This window comes from Paraburkholderia madseniana (assembly GCF_009690905.1).
Lineage (GTDB): Bacteria > Pseudomonadota > Gammaproteobacteria > Burkholderiales > Burkholderiaceae > Paraburkholderia > Paraburkholderia madseniana.
Genome location: NZ_VOSW01000014.1, coordinates 104,849 through 122,634, shown reverse-complemented (window position 1 = coordinate 122,634; position 17,786 = coordinate 104,849). Strand labels below are relative to the sequence as shown.

Sequence of the window (17,786 nt, the reverse complement as noted above, 5' to 3'; positions counted from 1 at the left end):
TGTTCTTGGGGCGTTGGCCTTTCCTTGAATTGTTAGTGGTCTATTAGCGTTGCCCCTGTGCGGGGCGGCACCTACTTCTCTTTGCCGGCTGCAAAGAGAAGTAGGCAAGAGAAAGCAGCTCAAACCGGTACTGCTAAGTGGGGGCCGTGGTTTGCTGCGGGTAGTGGTGCATCTGGAATCCGTGTTCTCCCACGTTTCGCGCTAGTGACAAAGGACTCATCAGCTCCCACTCCGCACTACGTGCGTCGCGGACGGGTCTGCATGGGAAACCACGGGCTTCGGTTGAGGTATGCGGGGGCCATCGGCTTCGCCTCGGCGACGCGCCTCCTCACTTATGAGCGAACTCCACTTCAAATGAAATTTCGACCAGTCCCACTTACACTCGCAGCGGCCATGCAATGACGAGTCACGGCGCCGGGCAAAACGCAAGAGCTCGAGCCCAAAAGCCCAAACGCGAGAGCACAAATGCAAGAGCACAAACGTGTGGGCGCGTGTGAGCTAAAACGTAGCGGGTGGTTTTGAGAAGTACGCTTCGGCGCGCGCAGCGCCGCCGGAAGTATGACTCCCTTGTCACTGACGTATGCAGGTGCACGAACACAGATTCCAGATGCACCACTACCCGTAGCAGGCCACGATGCCCACTTAGCATTAGCGGTTTGAGCTGCTTTCTCTTGCCTACTTCTCTTTGCAGCCGGCAAAGAGAAGTAGGTGCCGCCCCGCACAGGGGCAACGCTAATAGACCACTAACAATTCAAGGAAAGGCACTAAAGCCAGATCAAGGAAAGGCCAACACCCTAGGACCACTGACAAAAAGCGCCGCACAGGCAAAAAAACGCCATTTTCAACCCGCGCGCGCCCTACTGCGCCGCCAAGTCTCCGACGGCAATTCCTCAAACTGCCCCCGATACTCGTTCGAGAAATTCCCAAAATGCCAAAACCCCCACCGCGTAGCGACTTCAGTCACCGAAGCAGAACCTCGCAACTCACGCCGCACGTGATCGAGCCGAACAGCCCGTATATACGCTGAAGGATTCACCCCAAGCGTATCCTCAAACGCATACTGCAAAGTGCGCCGACTCGCGCGAAACCGAGCACATAGCTCGGCCACTGACAGCGGGCAATCCGGCGACTCTTCCACCAGCTCACGAACGCTGCGCACAAGTTGCCAGTTCCGCGCGGTACGCGCTTCGACATTCCCATGTGGATCCGCATCCCGCACTCCTTGCAATACCTCGGCAAGACCAAATATCACCGACTTCTCGAACGCCGCCGCCACGCCGCCATCATCGAGCAACGTCGGCGTCGCAGCCACGGCGTCAAGCAATTGCTTCAGCACCTCGCGAAAGCCCTGCAAGCGGACAGGATCGACATTCAATACGCCAGGCCTCGCGCCCAGCCGCAACCCAATTTCATCGAGCTGCGAGCGCAGTAAACGATCGCCAATCGCGCCAGGCTCGATCTCCAGATTCACCACCAGATGCGTGTCGGGCGATAAAAACTCAAACCCGCCATCGCCGGAAAACACATGCAGGCCGTCACGGTGACTCGTCTGCCCGCACAGCAGCGCATGCCCTTCGAGTTGAAATGGAATGCCCACGGCGAGCTTGGACCGCGCCACCTGGCCGCGTTGATAGACCGTGCGGTTCAGCCGCTCCACCAACACCCGCACGCCGCCCGCGGCGAACGAACTCACCGAGCCGTCGAAGGCGCCGCGCGAAATCTGGCAATAGCTTTGGTTCCACGCGTCGAGCAACATCGCCTGCTCGTCGATGTTCCGGCAACAGCGAATCTCGACGGCGCTGCTTGTCTGATTGACCGGCTGCATAGCTTCTCCCGATTCTACTGGCGCTCCCCGAAAAGCCTCGTGCCGGTCAGTGTATGCGAAAAAAAATTTACGTCGCAGTGTTGGAGCGACCCATCCGGGCCGCTCATGCGGCTTCCTGCGCCATGTCCGCGCAGATCACGAACACGGCGACCGCCAGATACGGCAAGCATTCAGGTTCAGATGTAATGAATTTGTCAGAAATCCGGATTTTTACGGGATTTTTACGTTTTTGCCAATTTTGGATAGTCGCCGCTTTTTGCCGCCCCTACTTTGTGCACAACGCAATGCAACACAACGCACTGGACACTAGAACGGGAGTCACGCATGAGCAGATCGGCAGGCAGGCTGGAAGGCAAGATCGCAATCGTGTCAGGCGGCGCGACCGGCGCGGGCGGCGCGGCGTCGCTGCTGTTCGCGCAGGAGGGCGCGCAGGTCGCCGTAGTCGATATCAATACCGATGCGGGCGAGGAACTCGTGACGCGAATTCGCGCGGCAGGCGGCACAGCCGAACTGTTTGCCGCCGATGTATCGAAGCGCGCAGCCGTGGACGCCGCCGTGGCAAACATCATGGCGCGCTTCGGCCGTATCGACGTGCTGTTCAACCACGCCGGCAGCATCGTCGTAAAACCGTTCGTCGATACCACCGACGAAGACTACGACTGGCTCATGAACGTCAACGTGAAAAGCATGTTCATGATGACCCGCGCGGTGCTGCCGCACATGCTCGCCGCGGGCGGCGGATCGATCGTGTGCACCGCGTCGATCTCGTCGGTCGCGGCCACGCCGCTCGAAGTGCTGTACTGCACGACCAAAGGCGCATGCGCCATGTTCGCGCGTTCGATTGCCGTCGAGTATCGCGACCGTGGCATTCGCTGCAACGCCGTATGCCCCGGTTTCATCGATACGCCGCATGGGCGTCGCGAAATCAGCGCGCTCGCGAAGTATGGCTTCGATGCGAGCGAAGCGGCGCTGTCGGTGCAGCAGGGCCGTCTGTGCGCGCCGGAAGAAGTCGCACGCGCCGCGCTCTTTCTCGCCAGCGACGACGCCAGTTTCGTCAACGGCGCACACCTGTACGTGGATAACTGCTTTACGGCTGCGTGAGCCGGTCCTTCGTCGCGCGGTCACGCCAGTTTGCCGCTTCGTCATAACCCTGTTCAAAGGATCGCGTCATGGACATCAACACGGCCGTGCCGTCGGCGGACCCCGCCGACAACGACGTCAAGCTGTTGCACAAGATGGGCTACGCGCAGGAACTGTCCCGGCGCATGGGGGCGTTCTCGAACTTCGCGGTGTCGTTCTCGCTGATCTGCATTCTGTCGGGCGGCATCACGTCGTTCCAGATGGGCTTGTCGGCGGCGGGCGGGGCGTCGATCGGACTCGGCTGGCCGCTCGGCTCGCTGTTCGCGTTGGTCGTGGCGGCGGCGATGGCGCAGATCGCATCGTCGTATCCGACAGCAGGCGGCCTCTATCACTGGAGTTCGATTCTCGGCGGCAAAATGTGGGGCTGGCTCACCGCGTGGCTGAATCTGCTCGGTCTCGTGTTCGTCGTCGCCGCGATCAACTACGGTACCTATGATCCGTTCTTTCGCACGCTGATCGCGCCGATGTTCGGTGTGAGTCCGGATTCGCTCGGCTGGTGGCAGCAGACGCTCTTTCTGACCGTGATCACCGCTTCGCAAGCATTCCTGAATCATCGCGGCATTCGCATCACCAGCAAGATCACGGACCTGTCGGGTTATCTGATCTTCGTGGTGACGGTCATGCTGGTGGTGTCCCTGCTGGTGTATTCGCCGGTCAAGATCGATCTGTCGCGGCTCTATACGTTCACCAACTTCACGGGTATCGATGGCGGCGCATGGCCCAAGCAAACCATCGCCATGGCGTTTCTGTCCGGCCTGCTGCTGACCGCTTATACGATCACGGGCTTCGACGCTTCCGCGCATACCTCGGAGGAGACGCATCAGGCGGCGCGCAATGTGCCGCGCGGCATCGTTGGCTCCGTGTTCTGGTCGACCACCTTCGGCTACGTGATGGTGTGCGCGTTCGTGCTGGTGATGCCGGATATCACTGCGGGGGTGAAGCAGGGCACCGGATTCTTCGAAGCGATTCTTGCACCGATTCCGGGACCGCTGCGCATCCTGATCGAATTGCTGATGTTCTTCATCAACTACGTATGCGGCCTCGCAGCCGTTACGTCGACCTCGCGCATGATGTTCGCGTTTGCCCGCGACGGTGGCTTGCCCGGCTCGAAGTGGCTGCGCAAGGTGAATGCGGCACACCGCACGCCGGGCGCTGCGATCTGGACCTCGGCAGTGCTGGCGATCGTGGTGACGTTGTACGGTGATGCGTTCACGGTGCTGAGCGCGGGGAGCGCGGTGTTCCTGTTCATCTCTTACGCTATGCCGATTGCAGCCGGTATTTTCGCCGAAGGGCGCACGTGGAAGGAAAAAGGGCCGTTCCAGTTGGGCATGCTGTCGAAGCCATTCGCTGTTGCAGCGGTGTTCGGCGCACTCGTGCTCGCCTATGTCGGCATGCAGCCGCCTAACCAGAAAGTGGTGTACGTGATTGTCGGTTTGCTCGCGATACTGCTGGCGATCTGGTACGGCGCGGGTGTGCGCAAGAGCTTTGCGGGCCCGCCGATCGGCAAGGTGTCGAAGGAGCGCGAGCAGGAGTTGAGCGGGATGGAGGGGCGACTGGGGGAAAGCTGAAGGAAGGCTGAAGCTCTGCGAGTGCGCGGCCAGACGCCGCTACCCATGTCTGAAAAAATAACGTCAGCCGGCCCTGAAGCCGGCTGACGTTTTTATTACATCTACCGCATGATGTGGCAGTTGCTAATTAGATACCGACGTATCCCACCGGCACCGTCGCGTTGGATTTGGCAACCGACGCGTTGTTCGACACCACATACACCGGCGATTCGGTCAGGTTGAGCGTGAGCGTACCGTTGCTGTAATTCGCGCTCGACGCATTGCCCATCATGTCGACCACCTTCACCGTGCCGCTCGTGCCCGGCGCATCCACCGTGAGGCTATACGGCACGCTATAGCTCGAGCTGAAGCCCACGCTGGCGTCCCACACGCTATTGTTGTGCGCCCACAAGGCGGTGATCACCGCGCCGTTGCCCACCTGCTGGAACGCGTAGGCGTAGACGCCGGTCGGCGTGCCGTTCACCGCTCCGAGCGTGTGCGTGCCATCGAGCGTGTGCGTCATCGCGCTGATCGCCATCGCAACCGGCTTCGGACTGATGTTCGTCGCGCCGAATGCGCCTTGCGCGTCGTTCAGGTCGAAGAACGTGCCGTAGCCGACTTCGCCCGGATAGTCCGCACCGTAGAACACGTAGGTCTGATCCGCGCCTTCACCCAGCGTGATGATGTGCATGCGTGCCGCGACCGCCGCTTGCGCGTACAGCACGTTCGCGCTCGGATAGTTCGGACCGTACGAGGTGCCGAGGTCGTAGCTGATGCCGGCTTCCGTCGAGAACAGCTTCATGCCCGTTCGGTAGTCGGTGGCCATTTCAGAGCGCAGAGCGCGCATCTGGCCGCGCAGCGAACCTGAGGCGGTCGACGGGTCACTGTCGTAGCGCTCCGGCGGATGCGACGGCGAAGTGCCCGCGTCGTAGTAGCCGTGCGTTGCCACCGCGTCGATGTATTTGCCGAAGCCGAGCGGCGCGAGGCGCTTCAGACGCGTCGTGGTCAGGCTCGGGAACGCATCGGCCGGGCCCATCACCACCGCGCTCGAATCGGTCGAATGGATGCCTTGATAGACGGACTGATACAGCGCGATGAAATTGGCGTCGGTGTCGGTCCAGAACTGGTTGGGCTCCCACGTCACCTGATAGTAGTTCGCCGACTGGGTCGGGAAGTACGCCGCGCGAATCGCGCTCGATTCCGTGCCGACGCGGCTCATGTAGCTCTGGTAATACGAAAGGCTGCTCGGCACGCTCGTGTCGTCCTGGAACGCACCGGTGCTGCTCGCCCAGGCAGGGATGCCGTCAAGACGGATCAGGCGCATCACGTTGCCGGTCTTGTAGAACGGATCGAGATTGTTCGCTGACGGATTGAAGGTGTTCGCTCCGTTCGGTTCCATCGTCGAGAGCTGGCGGTCGTCGATCGTCGACGAGATGCCGAGGTCGGCCAGCAGGGCGCCGTTGTCGTTCGCGCCCTGCATGCCGAAACGGTGCTGTTCCTGATGCGCGTAGGTGACCGCAGGCACGACCTGGGACAGGTTCGGCAGCACACCGAAGGTCGCGATGCCGACCGGGCGCGTGCCGGCCTGTGGCAGTTGACCGCCGTTCTGCGCCAGCGTGCCCGTTGCGGCGAAATAGCCGGCGAGCGTCGAGGTGCAGTTGAGCGCGATGGTCTTCGAACCGCTCGGGACGGCGGTGCTGCCGCTCGCCGCCACTCGACCGATGGTGTCCGTGACGGCCCAGTTCAGCGTGTCGGCGTTCGGTACGTTGGTGCTGAAGGCGAGCTGGAACGCGCTGCCGGAAGCGAAGATGCGTGTGCCATCCGCGCTGGGCGTGTCGGCGGAAATGGTGGCGCTGCCGGAGCCCGCCGAGACGGCCGGCGACGTGCAACTGAGTGTCGCGACGGTGTTGCCCGCGCCGTTCACCGTGGCGGTGCCGCCGGTGCTGCTGTTGCCGGCCGCAGTCGAGTTGGACGAACCGTTGAGCTGGGTTGTCGCGTTGCTGCTAGCACCGTTACCGCCGCCGCCACCACCGCAGCCCGCTAGCGCGAGAGAAAGTGTCGAGAGTAGGAGTAGTTGTGATTTCATCAATCTCTAACCAATGCGTTTTCTGAACATTCGTTGGGCTCTTCGCGCAAAGCGCGTTGGGAGACGGAACGAACATCGGGGTTCAATTGCAAGCCAGCCGATAACCGAGGCTTCGACACTGGCCGTCCTGGATGCGCAAACCATTCGTTCGCGCGAAGGTGTGATGCCTTCCCGGGTTGTCGGCCCCGAACGCATTTCTCTGCAGAGAAATTCTTATCGTACGAATCCATGCCACTCGTCATGGCGGATCTGGCGGAATCGGACGACCGGGGAAGGTGTGACGAAAACAACGAACGTCTTGAGGAACAGCGCAATCCACATCGAAGTGCTTGAGTCCATCGCGCCATTCGATGAACTTTTTACTGTCCTGTAAGCAAGAAAGGCTCTGATGGGAAGAATCGACAGCAACAATACGCATTAGTATGTTTAAAAGAAGTAACGAGTCGTTACGTATGAACATTGATGCAGTACTAATTGCATTGATCGCATCAAAAAATAGGTATGAGGGGATCAGTCTTTATCCGCCATGTGAAAGTGGGGTCGAAAAGATTTGTAACGGATGCCTAACTATATGAATCGGGATAAACCGCGGAGAAATGGGTGATAGCCCTCATTCCATAGCCGATTGAGTCTTGGAGATGGCGGAAAAGTGCTGGGCCTTCGGTGTAACGTTTCCTCGCGATAGTGACTTCGCGGCGGAACTGTCGCTGTTTTACGGAGACGAGGCTGCGTCCCGCGAAAGGGACGCGCCAGATAAACGACGATGGATGCCGACATTTTTTCGGGACCGGTACTTGCTGCTCGGCTTGTCCATCCGCTGCGCAAAAAAGGCGGTTATCCAGAGAGATAAATCGTGAGAATTCTTCAGTTGGTTCACGCACCGCGACTATCCGGGGCGGAAGTACTTGTAAAGGGGCTCGCGATTCAGCATCAGCGCGGCGGCCATGAGGTCTGTATTACGTCGCTGCTTCCCCAGCAGGACGATTTCGTCGGCATTCGTGCCGAGCTGGAAGCCGCGGGTGTCACCTGTCTGTTCCCGAGCAGCCCCCACGGCAGGGTGGGCAAATTGCTGCACCTGTATCGCGTGGTACGCCAGTTCCGCCCCGACTTCATCGTGGCGCATGCCACGCTCGCCGCACTCTATGTCCGGCTTCTGCCCGTGCACACACCGATCGCCTGGGTGATGCACTCCGGCGTCAACGACTTCGAGAACGGCGCGCTCAAGCAGGCCGAGCGCCTGCTGTCACGGCGGGCGAGAGCGATCATCGGCGTGTCGCAGAAAAATATCGACGACTACCTGCGAGAGATCGGCAAGCATCCGGCGATGGTTGTGATCCCGAATGGCGTTGACGCGTCGCTGTTCGCCGAAGACAACAACCCATCCGCACCGGATATCTCAGTGCCTGCGAAGCAGATCGTTCAGCTAGGCCGCTATATAGAAGGGAAGAGCCAGTTGGACACGATTCGCGCGTTCGAGCGTGTCGTGCAGAGCGAGCCTGAAGCGCGCCTGCTGCTGTGCGGAGTCATCGAGGAGATCCCCTATTACGAGGCGGTGGTGTCGCTGGTTCATCAGCTTGGCCTGGACAGCCGCGTGACGGTATGCGGGCCGCGCCTGGATGTCGCCGCGATCCTTCGCTCCTCGCGTGTCTTTGCCATGCCTTCGCGTTTCGAAGCGCAGAGCATTGGCTTTCTGGAGGCGCTCGCCTCGGGTATTCCTGTCGTGGCGAGCCGGATTCCGTCGTTCGGCTTCGCCAGCGGATTTGCCGGCGTCAATCTCGTCGACACGGCCGATCCGGAGGCCTATGGCCGCGCATTGCTCAAGGCGCTCGACATGCCGCGAGCGAACCGGCAACTGGCGGGATACACATTGCGCGACACGGCAGACCGCTACATGACGATCGCGCGGCAGTTCGTTCAGCCGCTGCGCGTTTCGACCTGAACCGCGTCGGGTCGATCGGCTCGCGCTACTGCGTCAACCGGTCGATCCGCACCGTCTCCGAGAACAGCCCCGGCAGTTCGCCGAGATCCTGGGCTGCGCCCAGGGCGAAACCATCGCCTACCGGATAGCGCGTCAGCGCCGGTGCGCCGCCGGTGAAATAGAAATCGCCGAGCGTCGCGTCGGTTCTTCGATAGAGCACGAGTGCCGCATTGCGCTTGTCACGCACGAAAGCCGGAAAGACATCCGACCACGACATGCCGCGCAAGGCCGCCGCCTGGACCGGCACGGCGTTTGCATCCGCTGTGTCGAGCGTGGCAATGTCGATGACCGCGTCCTCGTTCGTTCCGTCGAGATGCGGTGTCAGAAGAATCAGCGTATTGCTCGCTTTGCCGTGCACGGCCCCGACCGTCACTTTGACGAAGTCGGGCAGGAAACTCGCCGGCAATAGCTTGCGTTCGCCGACGGTCATGCGCGTGCCGTCGTTGGCGATTGGCGTGAGTGCGAGCCGGCCGTCCGCACCCTCCACCGCGACCAGTGACGCGCGTGATCCTGCAGTCTGGACTGCCAGAAGATTGGCGTTTTGCCGCAGGGTTTTTGCTTGTGCCATGAGCGTCGGCGCTGAGGCCACTGAGCCCGCTGAGCCTGTGGACGACGCCATCCAGAGGTCGAGCCCGCTATCGGCGCGTTTCTGTGCGATCAGCACGTCCGTATGTCCGGTTCCGCCGAAGTCCGCCGCCACATATTGCTGCGTCAACGCTGGCCTGAACTCGCGGCTGGTCTGAAGCCAGAGACGTGGGGCCTCGAAGCGCTCGCCTGTGCTGCGGAGCAACCAGAACGCGGTGCCACCCTGGCGCGCGGTGATGACCATCAGGTCCGCCTTGCCGTCGCCGTCGAAATCGCCGAGCAGGAAGCGCGCGCTATCGAAACACAGCTTGTCATCCGCGCAACTGGGCGCCGTGGCGCGAGGATCGAAAGGGACAGTGCCGGCGTACCAGAGGGCGGGGGGCGACGCTTTCACGAGCGACGCCGCGTACACGTTGAAGCCGGGTCCGTCGTGTTGTCGCTGCACATAGACCGCGGCTTGCTCCCCCGTGCCGCCAATGTCGCCGACCATCGCGGTTGCGAGCCGCAAATCGGTCGCCTGAGTGCGTTGCGTGGTCGCCCAACGGTAGCGTGTGGTGAGCAGGGTGCAGCCGCGCATGGTGAGTTTGGCGTCGGTTTCGCCAAGACAGTGCCGCAGCGGCGTGTAGACGAGGCCGAAGTCCCACGGCGTCCAGCGCTGCGCCATGTCCCATTGATCGCAGGTTTCGGAGATCAGATAGCCGTCGCGTTCGGCGATGCATTGCGAAGTCGCGACGCTGACGAGCGCGGCGTTGCGCGGATTGCCGGGATAGACAGTCACGGGATCCCAGCGCCATTGTTGCGTGGATGAGCCCGTGCACGCGGCGAGTGTCGGCGCCTGGCCGCTGCCTGCGGAAGTTAGACAACGGCTCGCCGCCGCGTTGAAGAGCTGAATGGGATGCGATTGGAAATCCGCGATGCGGCGATCGCTGCGATCGGCGAAGGCATAGCGTCGCGCGACCCAATTACCATTCCACTGAAACTCGCCGAATACATGCGAAAACTCGCTGCCGTCGACAGAAAAATAGCTGGCGACGATGTCGCGCTTGCGCTGAACCTCAGCCGCCGGCACATTACCGGGCCAGTCGCCGGTCGGATAGGTGATGTGGTATTCGATCGGCACGCTTTTGTTCAACGTCTGGGCGACGTGACGCGTGATGCGCGCGGCGTAGATGTGATCGGGATGCTCGAGAAACGGTACGGTGTCCGGATTGAGCGTGTAAATCTGCGACGCCCCGGCGAGTATCACTTTCAGTGTGGCCGACAGCGAGGCCCGATCGTATTGCACACGCACGGAACCGTCGGCGTTCATCGGATAGGTGGAAAGCGTGGCGTGCTGTTCCCACAGGAGGCCGAGCGGTTCGCGGCCGCCGCGCACGGCGCCGCCGGGCAGGCGGAATTCGAGCAGACGGACTTGCGGCTTCGCCTTCAGCACCATTTGATGCACGAGCTTGCCGGCGATCGGAATATTCGTTTCGATCCATTCGTCAGGCACCCCCGCCATGCGCGCATACGCGAGCCGCGAGGCCCGCTCGCGGGTCTGCACGTAAGCGAAATCCGCACCGTTGGCGCCGCCGATCAGATGGACGGTGGTGATGCACCAGCCGGCGTCGAGCCGTTCGCTGATGGCGGGGTCCACAAAAAGAAGATCGTCATCGAGGTGGGCGACGACCGTGACCAGCGTCCCGGCGCCGCAATTTGCCGCGCGCGCCGCACCGGAAAAGAGAGTGAAAAAAAGTAGCGCTAGAAAAGCAATGGATGAATCGCGAACGAGCCTGGCTGCCGATGATCGCATGTTTGATTCGAACCCTGACGGTGAGCTCGATCATACTGTACTGGCGTGGGCCGCCACGTTGGCGAACTCACAGTAAGCAGCACTTTGCGTGCCGGCAATGGGTCATGCGGATGGCGGGGCTGTTGGCGCGAGCGGTGGCCCAAACTCTGCCGCTAACGGAAGTAAGCCTTGGTGTTCTCGTGAACATCGGCGCGTGCGAGCAGCTCCGAAGGTGCTAGCCAGAGATAGTCGCTGTGCTGGTCGAGCCGGCCGACCGAGATGGTGCTGGTGAACTGCAGCGCATAGGCGAGCACGATGTAGTGCGTCGAGACGTCAGGCTCGGCGGCAAAATTGTCTTTGTAGTGGTGCTCGAAAACGCCCTCGAAGCGCGCGGTCGAGCGGTTCAGCCTGCCGATGCCCAATTCGGCGTCGGCAATGCGGGTGAACGCTGCGTCGAGCGTTTCGTCCTTATGAATGCGCCCGCCGGGAACGAACCATGTGCCGCGGGCAGGGCGATTGCGCCGGTGGCCGATCAACACGCGGCCCTCGGCGTCGCTGACGATCAGATCGATCGCGACCAGCGGCGTCAGACGCACCACGTCCAGGAAATCGATCTCGGTCAGCATTCCATCTCCTGCAGGGCGCGCGTCGCGTTGAGCGCGTGGTGATCGTGAGGCGATGCTGAAGGCGCTATTAGTCGCCATGGTGCTCATCATCCCGGGTGAGACGGCTTGAGACATTCGCCAGCAGCAGTGCGACCAGAATCGCGCCGACCGTGGCGAAGAGAAACGCCCCGACCATCCCGGCCAGCACCAGCATTGTCCATGCGAGGCCGTTCATTTCTCGGCTCCAGCGCGTTGATATGCATGCGAGGTAGTCTCCGTCTGGATTCTACGGGTGTAAGAAACGACCTGCCCTGTCACATCACGCCGAAGTATCGTCGCGTCTCGACAGTAAGCGTTGCCTATCGAAGGATCCACGGCGGCGCGCCATGCGCACCCCGCACTCCGCGCGGCACATCTAGCGAGGCACGTAACCCTCCGGAGTCGTGACCGCGTCCTTGAACACGCCGGCGTTGGCGGACACCACATAGATAGGCGTCGGCGACAGCTTGAGGCTCGCGACACCGTCGCGATACGGCAAGCTCGATGGGTTGCCCATCATGTCGAACACGGTCACTTCGCCCGACGTGCCGGGCGCGTCGACACGCAGACGATAGTCCGCGCTCTGGCTCGCGCTGAAGCCGGTTTTGGCATTCCACGCGTCGTTGTCATGCGTCCACAGCGCCGTCACGACCTTGCCGCCGCCGAGCCGGCGGAACGCGTACGCGTAGACGCCTTTGGGCAGACCTTTGAGGGGCCCGAGCGTATCCGTTCCGTCGATGATCCGCGTCATCGCCGCTACCGCGAGGGCGGCGGGTTTGGGGCTGATGCGAGCGGCGCCGTAGGCGCCATTCGGATGATCGAGTTCGAAGAAAACACCATAGCCGGGCGCGGCGTCCGGCATGTCCGCGAGGTAGAACACGTAGGTCATGTCCGCGCCTTCGCCGAGCAGGATGAGATGCGTGCGCGCCACGACCGCGGCTTGCGCATACAGCACGTTCTCGCCCGGATAGTTCTTGCCGTACGCAGCACCAATGTCGTAGCTGATGCCGGTTTCGGTGACGAACAGCGGCGCACCGGGTTTCAGGTATTGACGCAACTCGTGACGCAGCGCGCGCATTGCGGCGGGAAGCGCGCCCGGCACGGTGCCCTGGTTGCCTGGGTCGGCGACGCGCTCGGGAGGGTGCGACGGTGTCGTGCCGATGTCGTAATAGCCGTGAATGGTCATGCCATCCATATAGCGGCCGATCCCGAGCGGACCGAGACGGCGCATCTTCTCGACATTGACTTGCACCGAGGCATACGTCACACCCATCACCACGGCATGCGGGTCCGTCTGATGAATGCCCTCCCAGACGGCCTTGTACATCGCGACGAAATTCGCGTCGGTATCGCGCCACGGCAGGCCGCCGTCGGCGTCCGGTTCCCACGTCACCTGATAGTAGTTGTCGCGCTGTTTGGGGAAGTAGGTCATCCGCGTGCGGTTGGACTCGGTGCCGACTTTGGCCATGTAGTCCTTCATTTGCGCGAGCGAGGTCGGCGCATAGCTGTGCGTCTCCTTGCCGGTCGGACTTACCCACTGAGGAATACCGTCGAGCTGGATCAGACGCATGATGTCGCCGCGCCGAAAGTAGGGAAGCAACTGCTTGCTCGCGGGATCGAACGTGCCCGCGTTTTTTTGCTCTTCCATATACCAGTTGCGATTGTCGTTCGCCCACGAAAGGCCGAGCGCGGTATAGGCCGGGCGATAGCCGTCGCCGTCGCAACAATGCTGTAGAGGCGCCAGGTAGGCGGTGCCCTGTCCGCCGAATCGATGCAGATCTTCATACGGAAAGCGTACGGCGGGTAAGGCAGCGGAGGTGTCAGGCAGCACACCGAAAGTGGCGATCCCTGCAGGACGTGTGCCGCGCGATTCGAGCTGGCCGTGGGCGCGTTCCAGCGAAGCGGAAACGGCGAAGTAGCCGGCAACGGTCGAGGCGCAACTGAGGGTCGACAGCGTGGCGCCCGCCGCAACGGGGAAGCGGCCGCTGGCCCGCACGGCATTCCAGCTATCGCGGATCTGCCAGTTGAGCGTGTCGTTTTGCGTAGGTCGTGTCGTGAAGACGAGCGCGAAAGGTTTGTCCGCTGCGAACAGGCGCGTGCCGTCGCTCGGCGTGTCCGCTTCCAGCAGATCGCCGTTTGCGGCCGCGCGCACCTGCGAGGCGGGCGCGGCGCAGCGCAGACCCTGCCCGGGCGGTGCCTTCAATGAAGTGGGCACCGTGGCTGCAGATTCCGTCGCGGCGGCGGGCGCTGCGTCTTTTTGCGCCGGGACGGCGGCCTCGGCCTTGGCCGCCGTACTCGAATCAGCCGCAGTGACCGCAACCGCGCAGCGCTTCTCCACACCGGGTGCAGGATCGCCGAACACACCGTTATTGCAATCGGCGCTGGTCGTGAACGTCTTGATGACATGTTGCTCGACCGTGCCGTACAGCACGTCGCGCGTACCGCTGAACCGGCAGGTTCCATATTCCGCCGCGCATGCTGTCCACTTTCTGCCGTCGACCGTCAGATCGGCATTGCTTGCGCTGTCAGGACCGGCTGAAGCCGCTGCCGCACTACACGAGGAGGCCACGATGCCCAGCAGGATAAACGCCGCCGCCCAGGCGGCAACGCGCAGCACTAACGCGTGGGCGGCACAGGTGCCGAAGGGTGGTTGCAGCGCGCGATATTCGCATACATCAGACATGTGTTCCCCGTGTCGTTCGACGCATAGGTTCCGGCATGTTCCAACGATAAGGCGTCACCGGATGACTAGTTGACCAGGCCAGACCCGCCTCAGGCTACCTCGTGTCGCAATGTGTTGCGGAAACCGCATAGGCTATTTCCGCAATTCGATGGCGGAAACATACCGGCTCTCATCCGACAGAATCCGCCATTGGCCCGTCTATTGCCGGGCGGGCTAAAGTTGTCTTATTGCAGTGTTTCACGTTTGAAACATTAATCGTCGTGTTTATATTCTCCAGATCCTATAACAGCGAATTAAATAATTTTGTCTCTCGAAAAGTGCTTATATTAGAACCTGCTTTACATGTCTCCGCTGACCGAATATATCGTCAGAAGAAACCTCATCGGGCATCTGGTAAGAGCAATGAGTGGTGCAAGCAAGGCGGCTGCGCTCATTCTGACGACGTGATGGAAAGAAGTCACTTCAAATCCGCGAAATGATGGGCGGATCAAATTGCAACTCAAGCATTTCGAGTAGCGATTGTATGTGCGTCAACGCACAAAAAATCACATTAAATTAGCATTAAGATTCGCAGAATGTGAATTCATTCATATGCAGAATCGGCTTTTAATTCATTGAAAAAATAGTAGTGGAGTGCTTGTTCCGAAAATCACTGGCTGGCCACCATATCGAAACGCCAACATGTCTGCACTTTCGGTCATGGCGGCTAAATGCTTGATTGGGGATGACTATGATGCACTGCACAGAACATTCGTCTGTGTAGGCGTTCAAGGTTGAAAAGTAGATCCGTATTCTGTTGAGAGGATGACTATGACCTGCGCGAGTCTCGAGTCTGCAATGCTGCGCTGGGTGCACGCACCGAACAAAGGTATGCGTCGCATCGCAATCCTGATGTTCAACGACTGCTCGCTGCAGGGCGCGGGCGTGGTTGCCGAGGTGTTTCAGGCTGCCAACGAACTGGCATCGTCCGGCTCGGGTGGCTGGTTGTATGACGTTTCCTTCCTGTCGGCCGACGGCGGCATGGTGACCTCGTCATCGGCACTGCGGGTCTGGACCGACGGGCTCGACGCGCGGCATTACGGCGGCTTCGACGCGTTGTATGTAGCCGGTGGCAAAGGCGCTTTCGCCGCAGCCGGCGACGAGCGGCTGATCGCCTGGTTACGGCGCGTGCGCCGCAACACCGGCATGATCCGGCCGATCGCGGAAGGGCGCGCGCTGCTCGAGGCGGCTTATGTGCCGGACATCAAGGAAAGCGCCGAATTCCACCAGCCGCAGTCGATGTCTTCGCGCCAGACCGAGCAGAACGGCGATGCGGGTGACCGGCTTGAATCGATGAGAAGCGCGCTCGCCATGATCAAGCGCGATCTCGGCGGCGCGACCGCCCGCACGGTGGCCGAGCGTCTGCTTGCCGATTCGTGCTCGAACCTCGCACCGCTGCTTGGTGAAGACGGCGGTTTGAGCCCCGGCGACAAAGTGCGCGCGGCGGCCCGCTGGCTGCAAGAGAATTGCCAGCAATCGATTTCGATTGCCGATGCGGCTCAGTTCGCCGCGATGAGCGAGCGCAACTTCCTGCGCCGCTTCAAGATGGAAATGGGCATCACGCCCTCGAGTTTCCTGTTGCATGAGCGCCTTGCGGTGACCTGCAGCCTGCTGACCGAGTCGGAATTGCCGGTGGACAAGATTGCCCGGCGCACCGGCATGGGTAACGGTGACCGCCTCGCGAAGGTCTTCCGCAAGCGGATGAGGATTTCCCCGACTGAGTTCCGGATTCAAAGCCGCCGCATGGTCGGCGGATAGCGCGCGCCGCGAACCGCGCTGAGCGCGCCCAACACGCAGTCGTTTCGTACCGTGCTTCGGTAAGTATTTCCTTGACCTCAAAGAATTATAAGGATTCCGAATATGTTGACTAAGGGATTTGTGAGCGCTGCGTCGGCGAACCCGGACGGCGCCAGTGCCGGGACCGCCGGTGCGCGTTGCGCGCGCATCGTCCCGGTCATTCTTGCGGGTGGCTCGGGCACGCGGCTGTGGCCGGTGTCGCGCGAAAACTTTCCGAAGCAACTGATCGACGTGGTCGGTTCCGACTCGCTGCTGCAGGCGACCGCGCGGCGTATGGACGGCTTTCCCGCCGGCTGGAACGTGGACGTGTCGCCGATCATCGTGTGCGGCGAAGAACACCGGTTTGTGATCTCCGAGCAGCTTCTGGAAAACGGCGTGGACGCGCGTCTGATCGTCGAGCCTGCGCGGCGCGATACGGCGCCGGCGTTGACGCTCGCCGCGTCGCTCGCGTGCGCGGACGGCAACGACGCGATTCTCATCGTGATGCCGGCCGACCATTCGATTGCGGATGTGCCTGCGTTGCAAGGCGCGCTGGAACGTGCGGCCAGGTACGCGGAACGGGGTTCGATCGCGACGCTGGGCGTGCCGCCGACTCGCCCCGATACGGGCTTCGGCTATATCCGCATCGGTGCGGAATTGCCCGACGGCGGTCATGCGATCGACGGCTTTGTCGAGAAGCCCGCCGAGGAAATTGCCGCGCAGTACGTCGCTGCGGGCACGTATTGGTGGAACGCCGGGATCTTCGTCGTGCGGGCACGTGTGTGGCTCGATACGCTGAAACGTCTGCAGCCTGAGATGCACGCGGCCTGCGAACGCGCATTCGCGAACGGCCGCACCGAAGGCGCGTATTTCCGTCCGCTGGTGGACGCTTTCCTGAGTTCGCCCGCTGACTCGATCGACTATGCCGTGATGGAGCGTCTCACTGATGTGGACGATGCGAGTGACGCGAGCGTCACGGATGAAACGGCCGCGACCCACGTCACCGACCCGCAGGAGTCCGGCGCGAATCCCTCCGGCGTCGTCGTGCGGCTCGATGCGGGCTGGTCGGATCTCGGTTCCTGGGACGCCGTCTGGGCCGCAATGGATAAGGACGCCAACGGCAACGCCGGGCGCGGCCGCGTGACGTTCGAAGGCGCGGTGTCGAGTTATGCCCATTCCGAAGGACGGCTCGTCGCCTGTGTCGGCACGACCAATGTCGTGGTCGTCGAAACGGCCGACGCCGTGCTGGTGGTCGACCGCTCGCACGTGCAGGACGTCAAGGGCCTGGTGTCGCGCATCAAGGCGCAACACGCACCCGAGGCCGATGCGCATCGCAAGGTGCGGCGCCCGTGGGGTTTCTACGATTCCATCGACCACGGCGAACGCTTCCAGGTGAAGCGCATCGTCGTCACGCCGGGCGCGAAACTTTCGCTGCAACTGCATCACCACCGTGCCGAACACTGGGTCGTCGTGCGTGGCACGGCGCTCGTCACGCGCGGCGAAGAGCAGTTCCTGCTGAGCGAAAACGAATCGACCTACATTCCGCTCGGTACACGTCACCGGCTCGAAAACCCGGGGAAAGTACCGCTCGAAATCATTGAAATCCAGTCAGGCACCTATCTTGGTGAAGACGACATTGTGAGGTTCAACGACAACTACGGCCGCTGCTCCTAACAGCGCCCCGGAATCATGTGCGGAAAAGAACGAACGGC

11 protein-coding genes are annotated in these 17,786 nt (G+C 61.6%); 5 read left to right on the top strand and 6 right to left on the bottom strand.

All coding sequences use genetic code 11. The annotated features are described in order from the left end of the window. Positions 1–841: 841 nt before the first annotated feature. Complete coding sequence (locus tag FSO04_RS09935) at positions 842–1,825, bottom strand: helix-turn-helix domain-containing protein (protein WP_154559525.1); 984 nt, start codon at positions 1,823–1,825, stop codon at positions 842–844. A 324-nt stretch (positions 1,826–2,149) separates the two neighbouring features. Between FSO04_RS09935 and FSO04_RS09930 the strand changes: the two genes are divergently transcribed. Next, a complete protein-coding gene (locus FSO04_RS09930) occupies positions 2,150–2,926 on the top strand; it encodes an SDR family NAD(P)-dependent oxidoreductase (protein WP_154559524.1) in 777 nt (258 codons plus the stop codon). A gap of 68 nt (positions 2,927–2,994) precedes the next feature. After that, positions 2,995–4,533 carry an amino acid permease gene (locus tag FSO04_RS09925; RefSeq protein WP_154559523.1) on the top strand — a complete coding sequence of 513 codons (1,539 nt, stop codon included), beginning with the start codon at positions 2,995–2,997 and terminating at the stop codon, positions 4,531–4,533. Between the two features lie 127 nt (positions 4,534–4,660). Here FSO04_RS09925 and FSO04_RS09920 read toward each other — a convergent pair whose 3' ends face one another. Further along, complete coding sequence (locus FSO04_RS09920) at positions 4,661–6,598, bottom strand: hypothetical protein (RefSeq protein ID WP_154559522.1); 1,938 nt, start codon at positions 6,596–6,598, stop codon at positions 4,661–4,663. Between the two features lie 853 nt (positions 6,599–7,451). Here FSO04_RS09920 and FSO04_RS09915 point away from each other — a divergent pair. After that, positions 7,452–8,537 (top strand): glycosyltransferase family 4 protein, encoded by a 1,086-nt coding sequence (locus FSO04_RS09915; RefSeq protein WP_168435629.1) that lies wholly within the window; start codon positions 7,452–7,454, stop codon positions 8,535–8,537. Between the two features lie 25 nt (positions 8,538–8,562). Here FSO04_RS09915 and FSO04_RS09910 read toward each other — a convergent pair whose 3' ends face one another. The 4 genes from FSO04_RS09910 to FSO04_RS09900 form a co-directional block, all read right to left on the bottom strand. Then, positions 8,563–10,953 carry a PIG-L family deacetylase gene (locus tag FSO04_RS09910; RefSeq protein ID WP_154559521.1) on the bottom strand — a complete coding sequence of 797 codons (2,391 nt, stop codon included), beginning with the start codon at positions 10,951–10,953 and terminating at the stop codon, positions 8,563–8,565. 152 nt (positions 10,954–11,105) lie between these two features. After that, positions 11,106–11,558, bottom strand: coding sequence for a GDP-mannose mannosyl hydrolase (locus FSO04_RS09905; protein ID WP_154559520.1), 453 nt, complete (start codon positions 11,556–11,558; stop codon positions 11,106–11,108). 67 nt (positions 11,559–11,625) lie between these two features. Then, positions 11,626–11,772, bottom strand: a complete 147-nt coding sequence (locus FSO04_RS46300; RefSeq protein ID WP_166618166.1) for a hypothetical protein — start codon at positions 11,770–11,772, stop codon at positions 11,626–11,628. A gap of 180 nt (positions 11,773–11,952) precedes the next feature. Further along, complete coding sequence (locus FSO04_RS09900) at positions 11,953–14,259, bottom strand: hypothetical protein (protein ID WP_154559519.1); 2,307 nt, start codon at positions 14,257–14,259, stop codon at positions 11,953–11,955. Positions 14,260–15,069: 810 nt separating this feature from the next. Here FSO04_RS09900 and FSO04_RS09895 point away from each other — a divergent pair. Then, positions 15,070–16,056 carry a helix-turn-helix domain-containing protein gene (locus FSO04_RS09895; RefSeq protein ID WP_154559532.1) on the top strand — a complete coding sequence of 329 codons (987 nt, stop codon included), beginning with the start codon at positions 15,070–15,072 and terminating at the stop codon, positions 16,054–16,056. Positions 16,057–16,158: 102 nt separating this feature from the next. Next, entirely contained in the window at positions 16,159–17,748 is a 1,590-nt protein-coding gene (locus FSO04_RS09890; RefSeq protein WP_154559518.1) for a sugar phosphate nucleotidyltransferase, read from the top strand. Positions 17,749–17,786 lie beyond the last annotated feature (38 nt).